The sequence below is a fragment of the Paenibacillus phyllosphaerae genome, assembly GCF_014192105.1.
Taxonomy (GTDB): domain Bacteria; phylum Bacillota; class Bacilli; order Paenibacillales; family Paenibacillaceae; genus Paenibacillus_Z; species Paenibacillus_Z phyllosphaerae.
The window spans coordinates 81,807-100,713 of sequence record NZ_JACHXK010000014.1 but is presented as its reverse complement, the minus strand read 5'-3'; the positions used below and the strand labels follow the sequence as shown (position 1 = coordinate 100,713).

The 18,907-nt window shown below is 55.8% G+C and carries 20 protein-coding genes, 1 pseudogene and 1 riboswitch; of the genes and pseudogenes, 19 read left to right on the top strand and 2 right to left on the bottom strand.

Annotated elements, in window-relative coordinates; genetic code table 11:
- Positions 1-3 precede the first annotated feature (3 nt).
- From FHS18_RS23895 to FHS18_RS23850, 10 genes and pseudogenes are all read left to right on the top strand, one after another.
- On the top strand, positions 4-1,224 hold the full coding sequence (locus tag FHS18_RS23895) for a copper amine oxidase N-terminal domain-containing protein (protein ID WP_183602894.1): 1,221 nt from the start codon (positions 4-6) through the stop codon (positions 1,222-1,224).
- A gap of 417 nt (positions 1,225-1,641) precedes the next feature.
- Positions 1,642-2,580 (top strand): aldo/keto reductase, encoded by a 939-nt coding sequence (locus FHS18_RS23890; protein ID WP_183602893.1) that lies wholly within the window; start codon positions 1,642-1,644, stop codon positions 2,578-2,580.
- 40 nt (positions 2,581-2,620) lie between these two features.
- Positions 2,621-3,469 carry an NAD-dependent epimerase/dehydratase family protein gene (locus FHS18_RS23885; RefSeq protein ID WP_183602892.1) on the top strand — a complete coding sequence of 283 codons (849 nt, stop codon included), beginning with the start codon at positions 2,621-2,623 and terminating at the stop codon, positions 3,467-3,469.
- Between the two features lie 3 nt (positions 3,470-3,472).
- The gene (locus tag FHS18_RS23880; RefSeq protein WP_183602891.1) at positions 3,473-4,375 is read left to right on the top strand and encodes an EamA family transporter; all 903 of its coding nucleotides are present in this window, start codon (positions 3,473-3,475) and stop codon (positions 4,373-4,375) included.
- A 209-nt stretch (positions 4,376-4,584) separates the two neighbouring features.
- Complete coding sequence (locus FHS18_RS23875) at positions 4,585-5,073, top strand: CBO0543 family protein (protein ID WP_246427867.1); 489 nt, start codon at positions 4,585-4,587, stop codon at positions 5,071-5,073.
- Positions 5,074-5,106: 33 nt separating this feature from the next.
- Positions 5,107-5,325, top strand: a pseudogene (locus FHS18_RS23870) (response regulator); the annotation flags it as partial.
- Positions 5,326-5,544: 219 nt separating this feature from the next.
- Complete coding sequence (locus FHS18_RS23865; protein WP_183602890.1) at positions 5,545-6,672, top strand: thiolase C-terminal domain-containing protein; 1,128 nt, start codon at positions 5,545-5,547, stop codon at positions 6,670-6,672.
- Positions 6,673-6,687: 15 nt separating this feature from the next.
- A complete protein-coding gene (locus FHS18_RS23860; protein WP_183602889.1) occupies positions 6,688-6,993 on the top strand; it encodes a Zn-ribbon domain-containing OB-fold protein in 306 nt (101 codons plus the stop codon).
- A gap of 297 nt (positions 6,994-7,290) precedes the next feature.
- On the top strand, positions 7,291-7,971 hold the full coding sequence (locus FHS18_RS23855; RefSeq protein ID WP_246427866.1) for a TerC family protein: 681 nt from the start codon (positions 7,291-7,293) through the stop codon (positions 7,969-7,971).
- Positions 7,972-8,132: 161 nt separating this feature from the next.
- Positions 8,133-8,939: a ChbG/HpnK family deacetylase gene (locus FHS18_RS23850; protein WP_183602887.1), complete on the top strand. Its 807-nt coding sequence runs from the start codon at positions 8,133-8,135 to the stop codon at positions 8,937-8,939.
- A gap of 94 nt (positions 8,940-9,033) precedes the next feature.
- On the opposite strand, the gene FHS18_RS23845 is transcribed toward FHS18_RS23850, so the two are convergent.
- Positions 9,034-9,897, bottom strand: coding sequence for a M15 family metallopeptidase (locus FHS18_RS23845; protein WP_343060653.1), 864 nt, complete (start codon positions 9,895-9,897; stop codon positions 9,034-9,036).
- A 263-nt stretch (positions 9,898-10,160) separates the two neighbouring features.
- Between FHS18_RS23845 and FHS18_RS23840 the strand changes: the two genes are divergently transcribed.
- The 4 genes from FHS18_RS23840 to FHS18_RS23825 all read left to right on the top strand — a co-directional run bounded on the left by FHS18_RS23840 (position 10,161) and on the right by FHS18_RS23825 (position 12,073).
- A complete protein-coding gene (locus FHS18_RS23840) occupies positions 10,161-10,688 on the top strand; it encodes a hypothetical protein (protein ID WP_183602885.1) in 528 nt (175 codons plus the stop codon).
- 67 nt (positions 10,689-10,755) lie between these two features.
- Positions 10,756-11,223, top strand: coding sequence for an SDR family NAD(P)-dependent oxidoreductase (locus FHS18_RS23835; RefSeq protein WP_183602884.1), 468 nt, complete (start codon positions 10,756-10,758; stop codon positions 11,221-11,223).
- Positions 11,224-11,412: a Rossmann-fold NAD(P)-binding domain-containing protein gene (locus FHS18_RS23830; RefSeq protein WP_183602883.1), complete on the top strand. Its 189-nt coding sequence runs from the start codon at positions 11,224-11,226 to the stop codon at positions 11,410-11,412.
- A 13-nt stretch (positions 11,413-11,425) separates the two neighbouring features.
- The gene (locus tag FHS18_RS23825; protein ID WP_183602882.1) at positions 11,426-12,073 is read left to right on the top strand and encodes a ThuA domain-containing protein; all 648 of its coding nucleotides are present in this window, start codon (positions 11,426-11,428) and stop codon (positions 12,071-12,073) included.
- Between the two features lie 91 nt (positions 12,074-12,164).
- Here FHS18_RS23825 and FHS18_RS23820 read toward each other — a convergent pair whose 3' ends face one another.
- On the bottom strand, positions 12,165-13,052 hold the full coding sequence (locus tag FHS18_RS23820; RefSeq protein ID WP_183602881.1) for a LysR substrate-binding domain-containing protein: 888 nt from the start codon (positions 13,050-13,052) through the stop codon (positions 12,165-12,167).
- A 125-nt stretch (positions 13,053-13,177) separates the two neighbouring features.
- Here FHS18_RS23820 and FHS18_RS23815 point away from each other — a divergent pair, with 125 nt between their 5' ends.
- The 5 genes from FHS18_RS23815 (at position 13,178) to FHS18_RS23795 (ending at position 18,517) form a co-directional block, all read left to right on the top strand.
- Positions 13,178-14,665 carry a carboxylesterase family protein gene (locus tag FHS18_RS23815; RefSeq protein ID WP_183602880.1) on the top strand — a complete coding sequence of 496 codons (1,488 nt, stop codon included), beginning with the start codon at positions 13,178-13,180 and terminating at the stop codon, positions 14,663-14,665.
- A complete protein-coding gene (locus FHS18_RS23810) occupies positions 14,665-15,441 on the top strand; it encodes a sulfite exporter TauE/SafE family protein (protein WP_409348566.1) in 777 nt (258 codons plus the stop codon). The genes FHS18_RS23815 and FHS18_RS23810 overlap by 1 nt, the downstream gene beginning before the upstream one ends.
- 170 nt (positions 15,442-15,611) lie before the next feature.
- On the top strand, positions 15,612-16,175 hold the full coding sequence (locus FHS18_RS23805; protein WP_343060652.1) for a GNAT family N-acetyltransferase: 564 nt from the start codon (positions 15,612-15,614) through the stop codon (positions 16,173-16,175).
- Between the two features lie 2 nt (positions 16,176-16,177).
- Positions 16,178-17,368, top strand: a complete 1,191-nt coding sequence (locus FHS18_RS23800; RefSeq protein ID WP_183602877.1) for a phosphotransferase — start codon at positions 16,178-16,180, stop codon at positions 17,366-17,368.
- A 207-nt stretch (positions 17,369-17,575) separates the two neighbouring features.
- Positions 17,576-18,517, top strand: a complete 942-nt coding sequence (locus tag FHS18_RS23795; protein ID WP_183602876.1) for a methylenetetrahydrofolate reductase — start codon at positions 17,576-17,578, stop codon at positions 18,515-18,517.
- A gap of 138 nt (positions 18,518-18,655) precedes the next feature.
- Positions 18,656-18,852: riboswitch (cobalamin riboswitch) on the top strand.
- The last annotated feature ends 55 nt before the right edge of the window (positions 18,853-18,907 follow it).

The window sequence follows — 18,907 nt, the reverse complement described above, 5'->3', positions numbered from 1 at the left end:
CCCTTGAAAAAGTTCATGATGAAGCGTAGTTCCGCCCTGCTGCTAGGCGCCGCATTGACGTTGTCGTTCGCACAACCTACCCTGGCAGCCCAACCTTCCGCCACCCAAGTGCAAAAACCGATCAAGGTTGTGCTTAACGGCGAGGAATTACAGTTCAGAGTCGCGCCTGTCGTTCAGTCGCAGACGGTGTATGTCGAGTTCCGCAGCCTGTTCCAAGCGCTCGGCTACGAAGTCGGCTACGACGCGGCTACGAAGACGATCACAGGCATCTCGGACTCCACGCACATTCAAATGCAAATCGGAACGACGAATACGTTCGTGAACGGCCAAGCGCTTGCAACTGCGGTCAAGCCGATCGCAGTGAACGGCAGCACGCTGGTGCCGCTGCGCTTCGTCGGCGAAGCGTCGGGACTCGACGTAAAGTGGAACAGCAGCACGCGCGTCGTGGAGTTATCCTATCCGGAGCTATCCGAGCAAGATGCGGAGGCGCTCTCTGATCTGATCGGCCAACTGGAAACTGCCGCGTCCAATGAGGACGAAGCGGGCTATCTGGCGCAATTTGCTTCCAATTCGCCGCAATTGGCGGACCTGAAGGCGCAGTTCGAGGCGGATAGCGAAGGCGATATCCGTACGGACATCGTATTCGACAACATCGAGCTGCTTGATTACAATCGTTCTACGGCTGTATTATCCGTCGAAGCCATTACGACCAAAGAAGAGGGCGAATCGCGTTTCTACCTGGAGCAGAACGACTTGCTGACGATTACGGCTTCGCTGCAGGCAGACGGCTCGTGGAAAGTGTACGAGATCATTGTGGAAGACACGATCTATCCGGGTGCAGAGGAAGCCATTAAGCAGCAGCCGACGGTTCCGGATGCGGATAAGGCGGCGGTCCTCGCCGTGCTCGAGGCGAACGTCAAGGCGCTTAACGACGAGAATGTGGCGGATCTGGTGGCGACATACAGCCTGACATCGTGGGAGAAGGAGCAATTCGAAGCGTACTATACCGATTTCTTCGAGCAGTACGACGATAAATTCTCGCACAGCAATGTGACCATTTTCGCTTATGAAGATGGCGTTGCACATGTGTCCTTCCAAGAGGCAGAGGTGGGCGAAGACGCTCGTTACAACACGCACTATATTTATACGATCGAGAAGTCGGCGGACGGTAAGTGGCTGATTAATCCGGACGTGAAGGTGATTACCTCCGAACAGGTGGAATAACGTAACTTAGGCTGAAGCTGTTCATAACGCCCCATATGCAAGGACGAAAAAATGAGACCCGGCGATGATGTCGAGTCTCTTTTTCATGCTTCTTATTGAATGGTCAGGTTGAAGCCGCTCTGGAGGTAATACAGGCCCGGTACGCGACATTCTTCGTCGTAAGGTTGTTAAAGGTCGCCGCGCCGTTGCCCGTATACGTGAAGATGACTTGTACGAGAACGTGTTGTTTACGCCGGCAGGCGGTTTGTTACGGAGTCGTCGGGATGCGTCATGAAGGTACTATACCGGAGTATAGCTAGTACCCTTGCCATCAGATATTGAAAGTTTTTTCACTTCTTTCCATCCCTACGGAACTGCACTAGAATGAAGTTTGAGTCTGTGCTTATTCGAAATCATATCCATAGGGAGGAATGTTTCGTGAAGTATCGCAAATTAGGCGGGACAGGTCTGAAGGTTAGCGAGATCAGCTTGGGCAGCTGGCTTACATATGGCGGTTATGTGGAACGGGAGAATGCGATCAATGCGATCAAGACGGCGTACGAGCTTGGAATTAACTTCTTCGATACGGCGAATGTGTATGAGCGGGGCGCGGCAGAGGAGTTGGTCGGCGCAACGTTGAAAGCGTATCCGCGCAGCTCGTACGTGCTCGCGACCAAAGTATACGGCCAGATGGGCGACGGCCCGAACGACCGCGGGTTGTCCCGCAAACATGTCGTCGAGCAGGCGAACGCAAGCTTGCAGCGCCTTGGCCACGACTATATCGATCTGTACTATTGCCACCGTCACGATCCGGAGACGCCGATCGAAGAGACGCTGCGGGCGATCGACGATTTGGTACGTCAAGGCAAGGTGCTCTACGTGGGCGTCAGCGAATGGCAGGCTTCCCAGATGGCCGAGGCGCTGGGCGTCGCGGACCGTTACCTGCTGGACCGAATCGTCGTGAATCAGCCGATCTACAACATGTTCGAACGTTATATCGAGAAAGAAGTCATTCCGTTCAGCGCGCGGAACGGCATTGGGCAAGTGGTGTTCTCCCCGCTCGCTCAAGGGCTGCTGACCGGCAAATATACGTCCGCATCCGCGCTGCCGGAAGACAGCCGCGCGGCGAAGCTGGAGTGGGTTCGCAAAGGCATCACCGAAGAGCGCATCGCCAAGGTGAAGCAGCTCGAAGCCGTCGCCGCCGAGCTGGACCTGTCGGTCGGCAATCTGGCGCTCGCCTGGATTTTGCGCCAGCCGAACGTAGCTAGCGCCCTGGTCGGGGCAAGCCGTCCGGATCAAGTGACGGAGAACGCGAAGGCATCCGGAGTCGAACTGGATGCGGACGTGCTGAGCCGCATCGAAGAGATTTTGCAATAGTCATCATCCAACACAGTCCGCATACAAGGGAGAGCTCACAATGGCTAAAGTTGTCGTAACAGGAGGAAGCGGGATGCTCGGACGCTGGGTCGTCCGGCATTTCGTCGAGCAAGGATACGAGGTACTAAGCGTCGATAACCGCCAGCCGGAGGAAGCGCTATGTCCGACGCTGGTCATCGATCTGGAGGATCTGGGACAGACCTATGGCGCCCTGGCCGGGGCAGACGCGGTTGTCCATATGGCGGCGATTCCGCGCGCAGGCATGACCTCGCCGGAAGTCACGTTCCGCAATAACGTGATGTCGACGTACAATGTGCTCGAGGCTGCCGCAGGCCTCGGCATCCGCAAAGCCGTAATCGCCTCGAGCGAATCTTCGTACGGCATCTGTTTCGCGGTGCACCCGATCGGTCCGCAGTACGTGCCGATGGACGAGGCGCATCCGCAGCTGCCGCAGGATAGTTATGGCTTGTCCAAAATCGTGAACGAAGCGACCGCGGACATGTTTCACCGCCGCACGGGCATGCAGGTCGTATCGCTTCGGCTCGGGAATGTCATCCCGCCGGAATGGTATGAGCGCTTCCCGTCGTTCATTCACAATCCGGAGGAACGCGAGCGGATCCTGTGGAGCTATATCGATACCCGGGACGCTGCGGAGGCGTGCCGTCTGGCGATCGAAGCGGAAGGTCTGGGCTCGGTTGCGCTTAATCTGGCCTCGGACGAGACCAGCATGGACATCACGAGCCGCGAGCTGATGGCGGCCCGTTACCCGGGGGTGACCGACTTCCGCGCGCCGCTCGAAGGGCATGAGTCGCTGCTGAGCAGCGAGAAGGCCAAGCAGCTGCTCGGCTGGCAGCCGAAGCATTACTGGCGCGAACAGCTGGGCCGGTAGCAGGTGAGCTATGTATTGCTCCTGCTCGCGACGATCGCCTGGAGCTTCGTCGGCGTGCTCGTGAAGACGGCGTCTACGATGGTAGACAGTCCGATCATCACGTTCTCGCGATTCTTCTTCGGCGTCGTCTTTCTCGGTATCTTCCTGCTGCTGAAGGATCGCCGCATCCAGCTGCGGGCAGCGCTTGCTTGGATATGGATCGGCGCGATCGGGAAGTCGGCGAACTATATTTTCGAGAACATCGGGATCTCCATCGGGTACGCGTACGGCAATATTCTGGTGCAGCCGGTACAGACGATTACGCTGTTGTTCGCGGCGATGCTGTTGTTCCGCGAGCGCATCTCGGCGCGCGGCTGGATGGCGGCCTTGTTATGCGTGATCGGCGTCATCGTGGTCGGCTGGAACGGTCTGCCGCTCGACGCGCTGCTGGATGGCAGCGGTCTGACGACGCTTCTGTTCACGCTGGCCGGGATCGGCGCGGCGGTGCATGTACTCAGCCAACGGATGCTGATGCGGGATATGGATGCGGGCAATATGAATTTCTCGGTTTTCCTATGGAGCTCGATTCTGGTAGCCGTCCCTGTGCCATTCCAATCGGAGGGCTTTCACGGCGAGGTTACGCTTGCGGCGTGGATGGCGCTCATTCTGCTCGGCGTCATCACGGGGCTCAGCTTCCTCTGGTTCGCCAAGGCGATTCAGAAGGTGCCGTTCACGATCGTGGCCATCGTCGGCAACAGCTCGGTACTGTTTACGATTCTATGGTCGTATCTGTTCTTCCGCGAGCCGATTACGGGCTATGTCATCGGCGGAACCTGTATATTCGTGGCAGGTTTCCTGCTGCTTAATTTTCCCGTGCCTCGCAAGAAAACAACGTCTGACAAGGCCCAGATGCAAGGCGAAGGTTAGATCTTCGTGTTCTGCTAACCAAGCCCGCTCTTTATTCGAGAGCGGGCTTTTTGGCGTTTTTTATACGCGCCATCTGCTGTCGACATAATCTGCCGGTAAATGGGAAATTTAAAGCGGATTGGTTTGCATCTCCAACCAAAGTTGGAGATGCAGCATTCCGCTTAAGCGGATTGGTTATATTCCACTGTTTGCAGGAGGAGGTGACGTGGTTGTCGGAGATAGCGATGGATCGAGTGTTGCTCATCTCGATTAATTTGATTACAGCGGTGATCCTTGTATTCGCCGTGCCCAAGGACAAGCTGCGCGAGGCCATAGTCATTTTCCTCTTCAAACAGACGATGACGTGGAGCTTCGGCCTGCTTGTCGTGGAATGGGGACTCATCGAATATCCGATCCGCGAATTCGTCAAAGCCAGCGCGACCAGTTTTTCCTTCGAGTATTTTATTTATCCGTCGTTGTGCGTCCTGTTCAATCTTCATTATCCGAATCGCAATCGGTGGAAGAAGCTGGGGTGGATCCTCGTCTTTCCGACGGTCATGACAATTGTCGAGGTGATCATCGAGCGCAATACGGAGTTGATCCGGTACATTCACTGGAACTGGTACTGGTCGTGGATAACGTTATGGTTAACGTTCATGATATCGAGAGTCTATTTTGTATGGATGTACAAGCAAAGCGGAAAAGGCTACCGTTGGTAATCAATACGTGCGATACGGGGGTATGTGGACAATGAGTTGAAGCCCGATCTCGTAACGATGGACATTACGATGCCCGAGATGGACGGCATTGAAGCGGTGAAGCGGATCAGGGCGATGGATGGCAGCGCCCGAATCATTATGGTATCGGCAATGGGCCAGCAAGGTTTGGTGCTCGATGCGATCTCAGCCGGGTCCAAAGATTTCGTCGTCAAACCATTCCAACCGGACCGCGTTGTCCAATCGATCAAAAAGTGCTGTCTTAACCTGTCGGAAAGCAAAAATTATTGCCGAGGAAATAATTCTGCTTCACTAACAACCCCGGCATCTCTGCCAAGTTAGCGCCACCTCATCGCGAGGAGGTGCTTCTTGGCGTTCGCTCGCAGAACCGATAACTTCCCGAACAATTCCGGCATATATGCGCATCATTGCGATACATTGACAATAGAAACCCCTTATAAGGAGGTTGCCTTGATGAGAGCAGTGTCGGTTACAGGGACGGGGATGACGCGATTCGGCAGGCAGGGGGACACGTTGAAATCGCTGGCGTTAGCCGCATGCCGCGAAGCATTGCGTACGGCTGGTCATCCGAGGATTGGGGCGGTCTATGCCGGCAACTTTCTTGGCGGGCAGCTCGCGGGCCAAGAAATTATCGGCTCGATTCTGGCCAAGGAGCTGGGGCTCGGACCGATTCCAGCCGTAAAAATGGAGGGGGCCTGCGCTTCAGGCGGCATTGCTTTCCGTCAGGCTTATTTGATGATCGCGGCAGGCGTCTATGACACGGCGCTCGTCGTCGGCGTGGAGAAGATGACGCATGCTGCGGCCAGTATCGTCACCGAAGCGCTCAACTCAGCGATGGACAATGATTCTAGCGAAGGGATGTCCGGCCTTACGTTCCCCGGTTTCTTCGGCGTCGTCGCCAATCGGTACATGCATGAATTCGGGGCAGGGCGAGAGCATCTATCCATGGTCGCATTAAAGAATCGCAGCTATGCGCAGCACAATCCCCATGCCCAATTCCGCAAACCGGCTACCCTGGACGAGATTCAGCAGGCGCGGCTCATTACCGATCCGCTGGGCCTGTATCACTGCTCGCCGATCACGGATGGCGCAGCCGCGGTCGTGATTGCGGCAGGTGCCGGCGGCATTCGAGTATTGGCCTCCGGGCAAGCTTCGGGACCGCCGCTCATGCAGGATATTCCGGACTTGCTCACGATCGAGGCCATTCGGCAAGCGGCGCAGCAAGCTTATGCGCAAGCAGGAGCAGGGCCGGAGGATATCGATGTGGCGGAGGTGCACGACTGCTTCGCGATGACGGAGCTGCTCGCGGTGGAGGATTTGGGCTTCTTCGCCAAAGGGACGGCATGGCAGGCGATCGAGGCAGGCAAGCTTCAGCATGGCGGGGAGATTCCGGTCAATACGAGCGGCGGCTTGCTCTCGCGCGGACATCCGATCGGGGCGACGGGCGTGGCGCAGATTGTACAAATTGCGAAACAGCTGCAGGGTCAGGCCGTGAATCAGGTGGAAGGAGCGAGACTCGGCTTGGCGCAAAATCTCGGCGGTACAGGCGCGTACGCAACCGTTCATATTTTCGGGAAATGAGGAGGCAGGCTTACGATGGAGATGACACTATATGATTGTGAACAGTGCCAGACGAGGTCTGTCCCGCCCCGCTATGTCTGTCCGAAATGCGCCGGCAGCGGGCTGACCGCGATACAAGCCGATGGGGCAGGTACGATCTATTCCTGCACGACGATCTACGTCGCTCCCGAGCGGTTGGCGGCAGAAGCGCCGTACGCGATCATTCTCGTCGACCTTGACGAAGGCCCGCGCGTAACTGCGCGGCTCGCGCAGGGCATACCGAAGATCGGGCAACGGGTTGTTTTTAACCGGTACGAGGATGGCGTGTATTGGTTCGAGTAACTGGCGAGCGGTTAAACCGATAGCTAGACATGCGGCAGTGACTGTATGGATCTCATGACTCCAACAGCCATTGCCGTATTCGCGTGCGATCTTACGGCCAGGATCAGTCTAGGCGCAGCCGTCTTGTTGGGACAAGCATTCAACTACTGGAGAGTGGGTGCTTCTTCAATACACGAAAGAATAGATTCATCATGAAGCAGGAAATTTTTATTTTCTGTTTAATAAGTACAAGTGGTAGAATAAAAGACCGACATTAGTAGCAAGGGAAGGGGAACGAAGATTTTGGATTTTTTCTCAATGGAATTTTGGACAGCACTGATCACGATTGTGTTCATCGACCTTATCTTGGCGGGCGATAACGCGATTGTCATCGGGATGGCGGCGCGCAGCTTGCCAAAAGAACAACAGAAACAAGCGATTATCGGCGGAACGATCGGAGCGGTAGGCATCCGGATTCTGGCGACGGTGCTTGTGGTGTATTTGCTTATGATTCCTTGGCTGCTGCTTATCGGCGGCGTAATGCTGCTGTGGATTGCATATAAGCTGCTCGTACAGGAAGATTCCCACGGGGAACTCAAGGCCGGCAATACGATCTGGGCTTCGATCCGGACGATTATTATCGCCGATGCGGCGATGGGTCTGGATAATGTCATCGCGGTCGCAGGCGCGGCCCACGGCAACTTCCTCCTCGTCGTGCTGGGCTTGCTCATCAGTATTCCGATCGTCGTCTGGGGCAGCACCTTGTTCATCAAGCTGATCGAGAAGCTTCCTTGGATTATGTATGTCGGTTCCGGCGTCCTTGCCTACACGGCAGCCAAGATGGTCACGCATGAGCCGAAGATTGAAGGATGGTTCGACGAACGCGAGGCTGTAAGATGGGCGTTCCTGATCGTAATGGTCATCGTCGTCATTGCAGCAGGTCTGTTGACCAACAAGGTCAAAAAGAAAAAGGAATCCGCGCAGCATCAAGCGGCATAACTTTACTAAAAATAAGTCAGGAGAAACCGGAAGGCGATTGCCCTTCCGGTTTTTTCTATGTGTACTGCATCGGTGCGAATTATTGAAGTTCTGTGAGTCTGCCGTGTTGTTTTAACGATAGATGGAAATAATGTGGAAATAATGAACAGGGAGGCAAAAGGATGGCAGCAGACACCATACGCATCATTGCCCGCGGCGATGACGCGGGGAGTAGCGTGACGGCGAACAGAGCGATTCAGGAAGCGATCTCGTGCGGCTTCCTCCGGAATGTCTCCCTGATGGCGTGCTGCGGGGCGATTGAAGATGCAGCGGACCGATTCGCGCCTCATGCGGAGGTCTGTTTCGGTCTTCATGCCACATTGAATGCAGAATGGGACGATGTGAGGTGGGGGCCGGTCCTGCCGCCAGAACACGTGCCTTCCTTGGTTGACAGGGAAGGGATGTTCTTCCAGACCGTTGCCGCGTTAGCTGTCCATGGCCCCCAAGTGGAAGAGGTTATGGCTGAGCTGCAGGCGCAGTTGAACCGGCTTCGCGCGTTGGGCTTCCACATCTCTTATGCGGATATGCATATGGACTTCAGCAAGGCGATCCCCGGATTCGAGGCTGAGTTCGATGACTGGTGCTCGCGCGAGGGCTTGATTAATGCCATTCCTTACTACCGGAATTGGATCACGACGGTGTACGCCCATCTGACTCCTTATGCAATCGAGCGGAACGATGACCCGATCGGTGCGGTCATTCATGAGCTGGACCAACTGAAACCAGGTGAGTATCTGATTGTCGGTCATCCCGCTTACGATAACGCCGAGATGCGTAATCTCGGACATGCAGGTTACACTGGAGATCGGGTATCGTCTGGCCGCCATTGGGAGCGTCTGTTATTCACTGACCCGCGGATCCTCGCCTTCGTGCAGGCCAAAGGAATTGTCCCGATTCGTTATGACGAGGCGGAAGACGGATCACGTTAAGCGGAAAAAGACCTGTATAGCTGCAGACGGGAGCAATCCCGCTTACGGCGATACAGGTCTTACGTCTAATAATTGATTGTTACTTGCCTCATCTCTACCCGGCTATATTCGATGCCTCCAGGACGCCATCATACTCCTCCAGCGTCAGCTGCTGCTTGTAAATTGCCGTAGCTGCCACCACGCCTACATACCGCAGATGCCACGGCTCGTATTTATACCCGGTAATGACTTCTTTGCCTTTCGGATAACGAATAATGAAGCCGTACTCATGAGCATGATCGGCTAGCCAGCGCGCTTCGGACGTATCGCCGAAACAGTCGGTTGCGCTGCATTTGCCGTCCGCGCCGGTCACGTCGATCGCGAGCCCGGTTTCATGCTCGCTGGTCCCGGGATACGCGCTATAGGTGAGCGCCTTCTCCAATCCGTCCCGCTTGACATACGATTCGAATAATGTTTTCTGCCGAGCGTGCGAACGATACGCGGATACGCCTGCAAGCGGCTCGCCGTCTTCGATTGCTGCGGCGAACAGCTGCTCGATCGCATCGGCGGCTATTCGTGCCATCATGCGTTTTTCGACTTTCTCCTGGAAAGTGAATTTGATATCCGGATAGATCAGGTCGCTTGGCGAATAGTCCTCCGGCAGTCGATTGTTCTTATTGACGAGCACGGTAACGGAGGCAGCATTCGCTACGGTCTTAACGGCATCGGGCTTCTGCTCGGGTGTCTTCTGCGGCTTGTCCTCTGCCACAGGAGGTTTCGCGGTGCTAGCTGGGGTGCTGCCTGCGCTCCCCCCGCTGCTGCTTGGTTTAGCGGCTGCGCCGCTGCTCGTCGATTGGATCGGAAGCTGCTCGGCGGCGCTCTCCCCGGATTGGGAGGAAGGATTGATGTTCTCTAGACTGCACGCGCTGAGCGTAACCGTGGCAAGGATAAGAATAAGAAGTGCTGGGCGTTTGTACACGTTGAAGTTCTCCTTTACCATGATGCGAATGTCGAATTGTGTAAGTTCGGATGTTCTTCTTCAAGTGTAAAGGGTGCTTGTTTCAAAATAATGAACAATTGTAAACATCGTGAGGCAATATTGTGTCGAAAATGTAACATTCCTGCAAGGCGTCTCGTTATACCTTGTAAGAGAATTCCATTTTGTCCAATAGAGGAGGCATCCTATGGTTCAGAACCGCTGGAAGCAAGCAGCGGCGATTGAGAGGTGGTTGGATTGAAAGCATGAGCATCGTTCTGTTTGCTCTGCTCCTCATGACCGGCTGCAGTGAAGTGTCCCCGTCCCCGATAAGCGAATCCGTCGACGCCAAGGCGGAATTGGATTTGTCCCACGAAGAAGAATTAAGGTCGATCGCAAGGGAGTATATGCATTATCGGACGCAAGCCGTGCTGAACCGCGACATGTCGATTCTGTGGAGCAAGTATCCCGCCTTGCAGGAAGGGATGGATCGCAGCTTAGGCATCAATACGGAACGGGATCAAATGAAAGCCATGCAGCAGCTGGACCCGATTGACGCGAATTTTGATATTGAAAGTTATGGCCGGATTCAAGTAGAGTCTATAGATGAAAGCGAAATCATTATTCAGGTGCACGGCAGTATGACTTATCTGCGTTCGGATTTTATGGAGTCCGGCGGCGAGTATTTGATGAAGCTGCATGCGCAGCGGAAGGAAGACCGCTGGGTTGTCGTGAAGACGGACGAATATACGCTGCCCGAGTACAAGGAATGGCTGAAGAATAAGGAGAAGTAGGCGGACAAACTACGGACTCGCCTGCTGCGACGAGACAAGTTGACGAACTAGGGGAGAGTGAACTTGGATGGCCAAATATGCGGTTGTCACTGGCGCTGACCGGGGACTGGGGTTTGCGTTGACGCTTGAGTTGATCCAGGACGGCTATACCGTCTTCGCGGGCAGATTTATGCCGGAATGGGAAGCGCTTACCCAATTGCCCGAAGAAGTACAGGCGCGAATCATCGCGCTGCCGCTCGATGTGGCCAATGAATCGAGTGTTCAAGCTGCGGCGAAGGAAATTGCTTCCGTTACCGGACAGATCGATCTACTCGTGAACAATGCGGGGATTTGCGGCGATCAGGAAGGGAATATTCTCGGCGACATCGATTACGGGCTGCTGCACGAGATGTATGAGGTTAACGCGGTCGGACCGCTGCGGATGGCGCATGCGCTCCAATCCTTGCTGCTTGCCGGCGAGGAGAAACTCGTCGTGAACATTTCTTCCGAAGCGGGGCAAATCAATCAGGCGTGGCGCGAGGGATGGTACGGCTAGGTGCTGGTCGTCCACCCCGGCTGGATGAAAAGCTACATGAGCGGCGAATTCAACGAAGAAGCTGCCATTACGACCGAGCAAGCGGCTGCCGGCATCGCAAGCCTGATCCGGGACTACAAGGCCGAGACAACCGAACGCGAACATCCGGCATTCCGGGACTATTCCGGCTCCGAGATGAGCTGGACATAAGGAGGAGAATAAGATGGCACAATCCACTAATGCGCTGCTGTTAGGCGATATGACGAATCCGCAATATCACCCGCTGCAAGGCGCGATGGATGAGCTAAAGGAGATCTTCGGCGAAACGCTGGAGCTGACGGTGACGGAGGATTACGGGAAGCTGCGCGCCTCGGAGCTTGCGCCGTTCGACCTCGTTATCTCTTACTCGGACGCGTGGCAAATCAAGAAGACGCGCGAGGAAGTAGCCGGACTGCTGTCGTACGTAAGTAACGGTGGCGGCCTGCTGGTCATCCATAATGGAATATCGCTGCAATGCGACCCAGAGCTCGCTCAGTTGATCGGCGGACGTTTCACCGGACATCCCGCCTATACGGAACTGAGCTTCCACAAGGTTGCAGGCGCTGCAGGACATGAAATTATGCAGGGAATCGAAGGCTTCACGATGGAGGAGGAGCCTTACCGGTTCGACCTGGATCCGATCGGCGAGCGTACGCTGCTCATGGAATATGAGCATGAAGGCGAGCGCTGGCCGGCGGCGTGGGCGCATGACTTCGGGCTTGGCCGCGTGGCGTATCTGATGCCGGGCCATCACAACCCGTCGTTCAAGAACGAGACGTACCGCCGGTTGATCCGGCAAGCGGGACTATGGGCGATCCGGCGCGGAATATAGGCGATCGTGATACATCGTGTGTACATAGAGGTGGCCATTGCGGCCGCCTTTTTTCCATGCTTATGCATGCTGCTGCTCTTCTTGGCATCGGTCACGGCTTGCTGCGAGCGGCGAGTTTGGCGAAATATTGGACGGTGAAATCCCGGAACAACGCGGCCGCCTTCGTCATGTAACGATCCTGCGGCCAGGAGAGCGAGATCGAACGCCGGCAATAGTCTTCGGCTAGCGGAAGCTGCACGACGGCAGGTCCCGAAGAGCCGCCCCAAGTAATCGCAGGCAGGAAGGCAACTCCTTGTCCGGCGCGGATCAGACCACGGACGGTCGCCGGGTCATCGCTCTCGAACTGGATGAGCGGCGTAAAGCCGGCGAGCCGGCAAAGCGCATCCGTCGTTTCGCGCAGCGGCTTGCCCGGCGGAAGCATAATGAACCGTTCGCCCTGAAGCTCGGCCAGACTCACCCTGGACTTGGCGGCAAGCGGATGCTCGGCCGGAACGGCGACGACGATCTCCTCCTCCAGCAGCTGCAGGGAAGCTGTGCCCGCCGGGGGAGCCGCGCCGTCGGATAGGCAGAGATCGAAGTCCGCGGCGCTGCCATACGGGGAGCCATGCTGCAACAGATGAAACTGCGTATCCGGCCATGCTCGGCGATATTCCGCGAGCAGATCGGGGAGCAGATGCGAAGAGACGCGAACATCGAGCGTGACATGCGCCGCTTCCGAGCCGTCCGCATCGGCAAGCGCGCGTCTGCCGTCTTTGAGCGCTTGCAGCGCGAGGTCCACATAGTGCAGGAATTGCTCGCCCTGCGCGTTAAGCCGGATGGATTTGCTCGTGCGCTCGAATAGCCGCGTCCCGAGTTCGGCTTCGAGGGTGGCGATCATTTTGCTAAGTGCCGGCTGCGAGATGTGAAGACTGTGAGCCGCCTTCGTCAAGTGCTCCAACCGGGCAGCGGCCTGAAAATATCTCAGCTGCAGAAGTTCCATTCATTCGTCCGCCTTTCATCTTGCATAACCTAGAACTTATGATACCTATTGCTTAATATATATTAGAGCTTATGGACGGCGGAAGCTATAATGATCACAACAAGGCATGATGGGGGACGGTTAACGTGATTGTAACGACGACATTAGGCAAAGCGGAAGGCGTCTTGCTACCAGGGGCATTCGTGTTCCGCGGCATTCCGTACGGCGAGCCGCCAATAGGCCGTCTACGCTTCAAGCCGCCTCTTCCGGCCGCGGCTTGGGAAGGGGTTCGGCGTTGCGATCGGTTCGGACCGATCGCGCCTCAGCGGCATGATCCGCAAGGGTTCATGCCCGAGCTTGAGCAATCGGAAGATTGCTTGAATTTGAACGTATGGACACCGGGAGCCGATGGCCCGCTTCGTCCGGTGATGGTCTATATTCATGGCGGCGGCTTTACGTCAGGCAAGGGAGCGGAATGCGATGGCTTACGATATGCAGCCGAAGACGGCATCGTCTACGTGTCGATCAACTACCGTCTTGGCGCGCTAGGCTTCCTATACCTGGGAGAGGTGCTCGGAGAAGGATATAAGACATCCGGCAATAACGGCATGCTCGACATCGTGGAGGCTTTGCGCTGGGTGCAGGCGAATATTGTGGCTTTTGGCGGGGATCCGCAGCAGGTCACCGTCGTCGGCAATTCGGCCGGGGCCAAAATCACGTCCACGCTCTATGCGATGGAAACAGCTCAAGGACTATTCCATAGAGCGATCGCGCAGAGCGGCGCAACTCAGTCGATTCGCGGCAAGGAGACCGCGTCCGTCACGACATCCCGAATGCTCGAGCAGCTCGGGCTCTCGTTTGGCGAGGCGCGGCAGCTGCTGGAGCTGCCGCATGGGCAGCTGATCGAGGCCCAGCTGGCGGTCGGGCCGGATACGGCAAGGAATCTGCATATGTTCGGCCCGGTTGCCGACGGTATTATCATTCCGCTCGATCCGCTCGAATCGTTGGCGTTGCCTGGCAAGAGGCCGCCGCTGCTAATCGGATCCAACGAGGACGAAGCGGCGAGTTTCATCTATTGGGATCCGGGTCTGCAGGAACCGCAGCCGCTCACGCTGGAGCGGTTGTTCGGGCAAAATGCCGGCGCGATATGGGGAACGTATCGCCGCTACTCGTCGGACATGTCGGAGGCAGCGGCATGGTGCCGGACGTTAACCGAGCATCTGTATACGATCGGCGCCATTCAGCTTGCCGAATCGCTCGTTGCTTCCGGTACGCAAGTATGGATGTATCGGCTTAAGTACGGCGGTCCGCTCGGCGCTGTGCATGGCTACGAAGGCAGCCTTATTCATGCCACGGCCGAATCGGTCGTTACGACTGCAAGCTCTGGCAGCGCAAATCTAGCCGATCCGTACGCCGTCCGCGAAGAAGGCTACGCGCTTGCCCGCGCGATGCGGGCGGCATGGATGCATTTTGTCCGGCATGGCGATCCTAATGTAGAGGAACTTCCGCAATGGCCGGTCTATGGATCAGATGCCCAGACGATGGTGCTTGAATTGGCGTGTCATGTTCAAGCGCATCTGCCAGCTCCGGCCGGTATTGGAGTCAGCCATTCGGTATGGAGGACGTCGCCATGATGTTGGTGGAAGTCGCGATCGTCATGATTGCGTTAGGGCTTCTGCTCGGGTTCGTCGGCGCCGGCGGGTCAGGGTTTATTATCGCGATCCTGACCGTCGTCTTCGGCTACCCGATCCATACGGCGCTCGGCACCGCGCTAGCCGCGATGTTCTTCTCCTCGTTCTCCGGCTCGGTCAGCCATTACCGGGAAGGCAATATGGTGCTGAAGACGGGATTTATCGTCGGTGCTGCCGGCGCGGCGGGCGCCTGGATCAGCTCGGGCTGGTCGTCGTTCATTCCGGAGGATCGCCTCGGCTGGATGACGTCAGGGATGTTGTTCGCATCGGGACTTGCGCTCTGGTTCCGAATGGCGATCATCTCGCGGAAGAAGGCGACGACGCACGAGCCGGAGACGGTCGTGCAATCAACCGGCGGGTCAGGATGGACGTATTGGCTGCTGGCGCTGCTCATTGGCTTGATCACGGGCGGGCTGTCCGGCTTGTTCGGGATCGGCTCGACGCCGTTCATCCAGATCGGGCTCATGATGGTGCTCGGCATGCCGATGCGATACGCGGCGGGGACGACGATGCTCGTCATTATTCCGATCGCGCTTGCCGGAGGAGCAGGCTACTTTACGATCGGTTATCTGGATCTCCAGCTGCTGCTGGCCGTTGTGATCGGCACGATGATCGGCTCCTACATCGGGGCTAAGTTTACGAAGCGGGTACCGTCGGGCATACTGAAAACCTGCATGGTAATAACCCCGATGATTGGGGCTTCGATCCTGCTGCTATAATTGGGGATGCTCGCCTAACGGCGAAATTTAAGGCCGTTCATTTCCGTCCTAGACTGGACGGGGGTGAACGGTCTTTTTGGTATAGGCACGAACATTCCATGCGCTGGAGGATTATGGCAGCAATTCGGCGAATGGTACAGTCAGATAATATTTTGCCGATAAAGAGGTGCATGATGATGCAGCCAACCTTAGATACAGCACGATTGACGCTTCGACCATTCCAACTGTCAGATGCCAAGCGCGTGCAGGAGCTCGCCGGGAACATTGAGGTAGCGCGAACGACGCTCGGCATTCCGCATCCTTATCCCATTGAAGCGGCAGAGAGCTGGATTGAAGCGGCCTGGCAATTCGCGGAGCGCGGAGAGCGGTACGCTTGGGCAATGGCGGAGAAGGAGAACGATACGCTTCTCGGATGTATGAGCATAGGCGTAACGAAGGCACATCAGCGGGCCGAACTGGCCTACTGGGTCGGCCGGCCGTATTGGGGGCAAGGCTATGCGACGGAAGCCGCGAAGCGGGTGGTCGCATTCGGCTTCGAAGAGCTGGCGCTTAATCGGATCTTCGCCGCCGCGATGAGTAAGAATCCAGGCTCCTACACGGTCATGATCAAGCTCGGGATGAAGAAGGAAGGCGAGATGAAGCAGCATCTGCTGAAGTGGGAGACGTTCGAGGATCTCGTCTACTATGGGTTGCTACGGTCGGATTACGAGGCTGCCCGCGGGGAAGGTGTGTAGCGTTGCCTTATTCAGATTTGTTGCTGGACAATCGCACACCTCTTGCGCTTGCGGACAAACTGGAGCAGCTAGTGGATTGCGTGCGACAGAGTTTAGACGGCGTTGCTGGGGAGCTGGTGTCGGCGACATGCGAAACGCTGGGCTACGCGACGCCGAACTTCACGACAGCCGGCATCTACCGGCTGCATGGCCGCTGGCGCTCGGGACAAGCCTTGCTGTCTTGGTCCCTTATTCTGAAGATCGTTAAGCCCGATAGCGAGGAGAAAAATAACCCGGCCCATCACAATTATTGGCGCCGGGAACCGCTCGTCTTCGAGTCGCGGTTGCTCGAGACGCTCCCGCCTGTAATCGGGTCAGCCCGAAGTTATCTGGTCGAGCATCAGCCAGACGGTACCTTGTGGCTGTGGATGGAGCATGTGCAAGGGCGTTATCCCGAGGCACAGTGGGAATTCGATGCCATTGCCCGGCGGCTGGGAAGTATGGGCGGGGCGTATGCAGGCGGGAAACCTCTCCCAGAGGAGCCATGGATATGCCGGGAATGGCTCCGCTCTTGGGTTACGGCAAGCCGGAGGTACGCTCCACGGCCGGCTTCCTATCTGGAAGGACCGATGCCGGACGGTGAGCGGCGGATCCAGTCGTGGTTTGAATCTTTTTCACGGAAGCTGGACCTGCATCTGGAGACGATTCTACGACTCCCTCGCGTGCTCGCCCATCAGGATCTGAGTCAGATGAACATGCTGCTTCGGACGGATATGTCGGGAGACGAGCAACTGGTGCTGATCGATTGGCAATTCATGAGTTTGTCCGGGGTCGGCGAAGATCTGGGCAAGCTGTACGGCGTGAATATGAGTCTGGGCGTGATTCCGATCGAGCAGTTCGAGGCATTTGGCTCAAGCTTGTACCGCTCCTATATTGCGGGGTTGAGGGAGGCGGGTTGGCCAGGTGACGATCGGCTTGCCAGATACGGATTCTGCCTCAGTACAGCGGCACGCAGCGTATGGGAAGTCCCGCAATATTTTGCCTTGGCGGCACAAAGGCAGGAGGCCCCGCATGATTCAGTGGTTCTAGCGCGTATGGAGCGGCTCGCGCGAATCATCGAAGCGTATATGACACTTGCGAGAGAAGCGGAACGACTGCAGGTTGCGGTCGCTGGTCAGCTAGCGGATTCTGTTATAGCTAAAAGCTATAACTAGGCATGGAAAATTTCGATTATGCGATATCCTCACATTTATGATACCTTCATAATAAGAACAATCACTGTTAAGGCCCGCGTGGCGAATTATCGTGAACATTCGCCGATTGCATTGCGCGGGGGATTGGATTCAGCAAGTTAACGAACGACATACGATGAGGTTCGAATTATAGATAAGCATGCTAATAACGCCTGGGGATGGGATCATATGCTTAAAGAGTCAATTGAGAGCAAAAAAACGGGAATCATTACATACGGGATGACCCCGCCGAAGAAATCGCATACGCCTGAGAAGATTGCGGAGATCTCGCAGAAACAGGTTGAGCGGCTGAAAAAAGTGGATATTGACGCGCTGATTCTGTATGACGTGCAGGAAGAAGCCGATCGCATGGAAGAGGAGCGCCCATTCCCTTATATGGAGATGCTGGATCCCGAGACGTACAGCGAACAGTATCTGCATGAACTCGATATTCCGAAAATCATCTATCGCTGCGTCGGCAAATATTCGGGGCCGGAGTTGACGGATTGGATCAAGAAGAGCAGCGCCAAGGACCGGTTCAGCGTGTTTGTCGGCGCCTCCTCGAGCCAGCAGCAAGTGACGCTAGGTTTGCCAGAGGCGTACAATCTCTGCCAACAGCATAACGGCAATCTCACCTTCGGAGGCGTGGTCATTCCTGAGCGTCATATGAAGAAGAACGATGAGCATGTGCGCGTCGTGAACAAGATGAAGCAGGGCTGCAACTTTTTCGTCTCGCAAGCGACGTACAATATTGAAGCATCGAAGAACTTCCTGTCCGATTACTACCATTATTGCAACGAGAACGAGATTGAGATGGTTCCGATCCTGTTCAACCTTGCGCCTTGCGGGTCGACGAAGACGCTCGAGTTCATGAAGTGGTTGGGCATCAGCATTCCGCGCTGGCTGGAGAACGAACTGAAATATTCGACCGACGTCTTGGATAAGTCGATCCGATTGACGAACAAGATCTTCGAAGAGCTGTTGGATTTCGGTATCGAGAAGGGGATTCCGGTTGGCTGCAGCGTCGAGAGCGTATCGACCCGTAAGGTGGAGATCGAAGCTTCGATTCAGATGGTGAGCGATATCAAGGCGATGATCGAGAAAAGACGCCTTGTCGGAAGTGCGCGATAGTGCGTTTAATCATAGACAAATTCCGCATATCCTTATAGCGATAATGCGGATAATCATAGACAAATTCCGCATGTCCTTATAGCGATAATGCGGACAATCATAGACAAATTCTGCATATCGCTATATGATCGTAGTAATTGAATAGACTGATGTAAAGGTGCGTGTTCAGTTCGGCTGAACATGCTTAAAAGGGAAGACCGGTGTAAATCCGGAGCGGTCCCGCCACTGTAATTGAGGAGCGACTCTATTATAAACGCCACTGGCAGATTTGCCGGGAAGGCATAGAGAAGCGATGATTCATGAGCCAGGAGACCTGCCTTCACATGATTTTTTCTTCATTCTTCGGGGGGTGAGATTGAGAAAAGAACCTGTGGATACGCGCATACATGC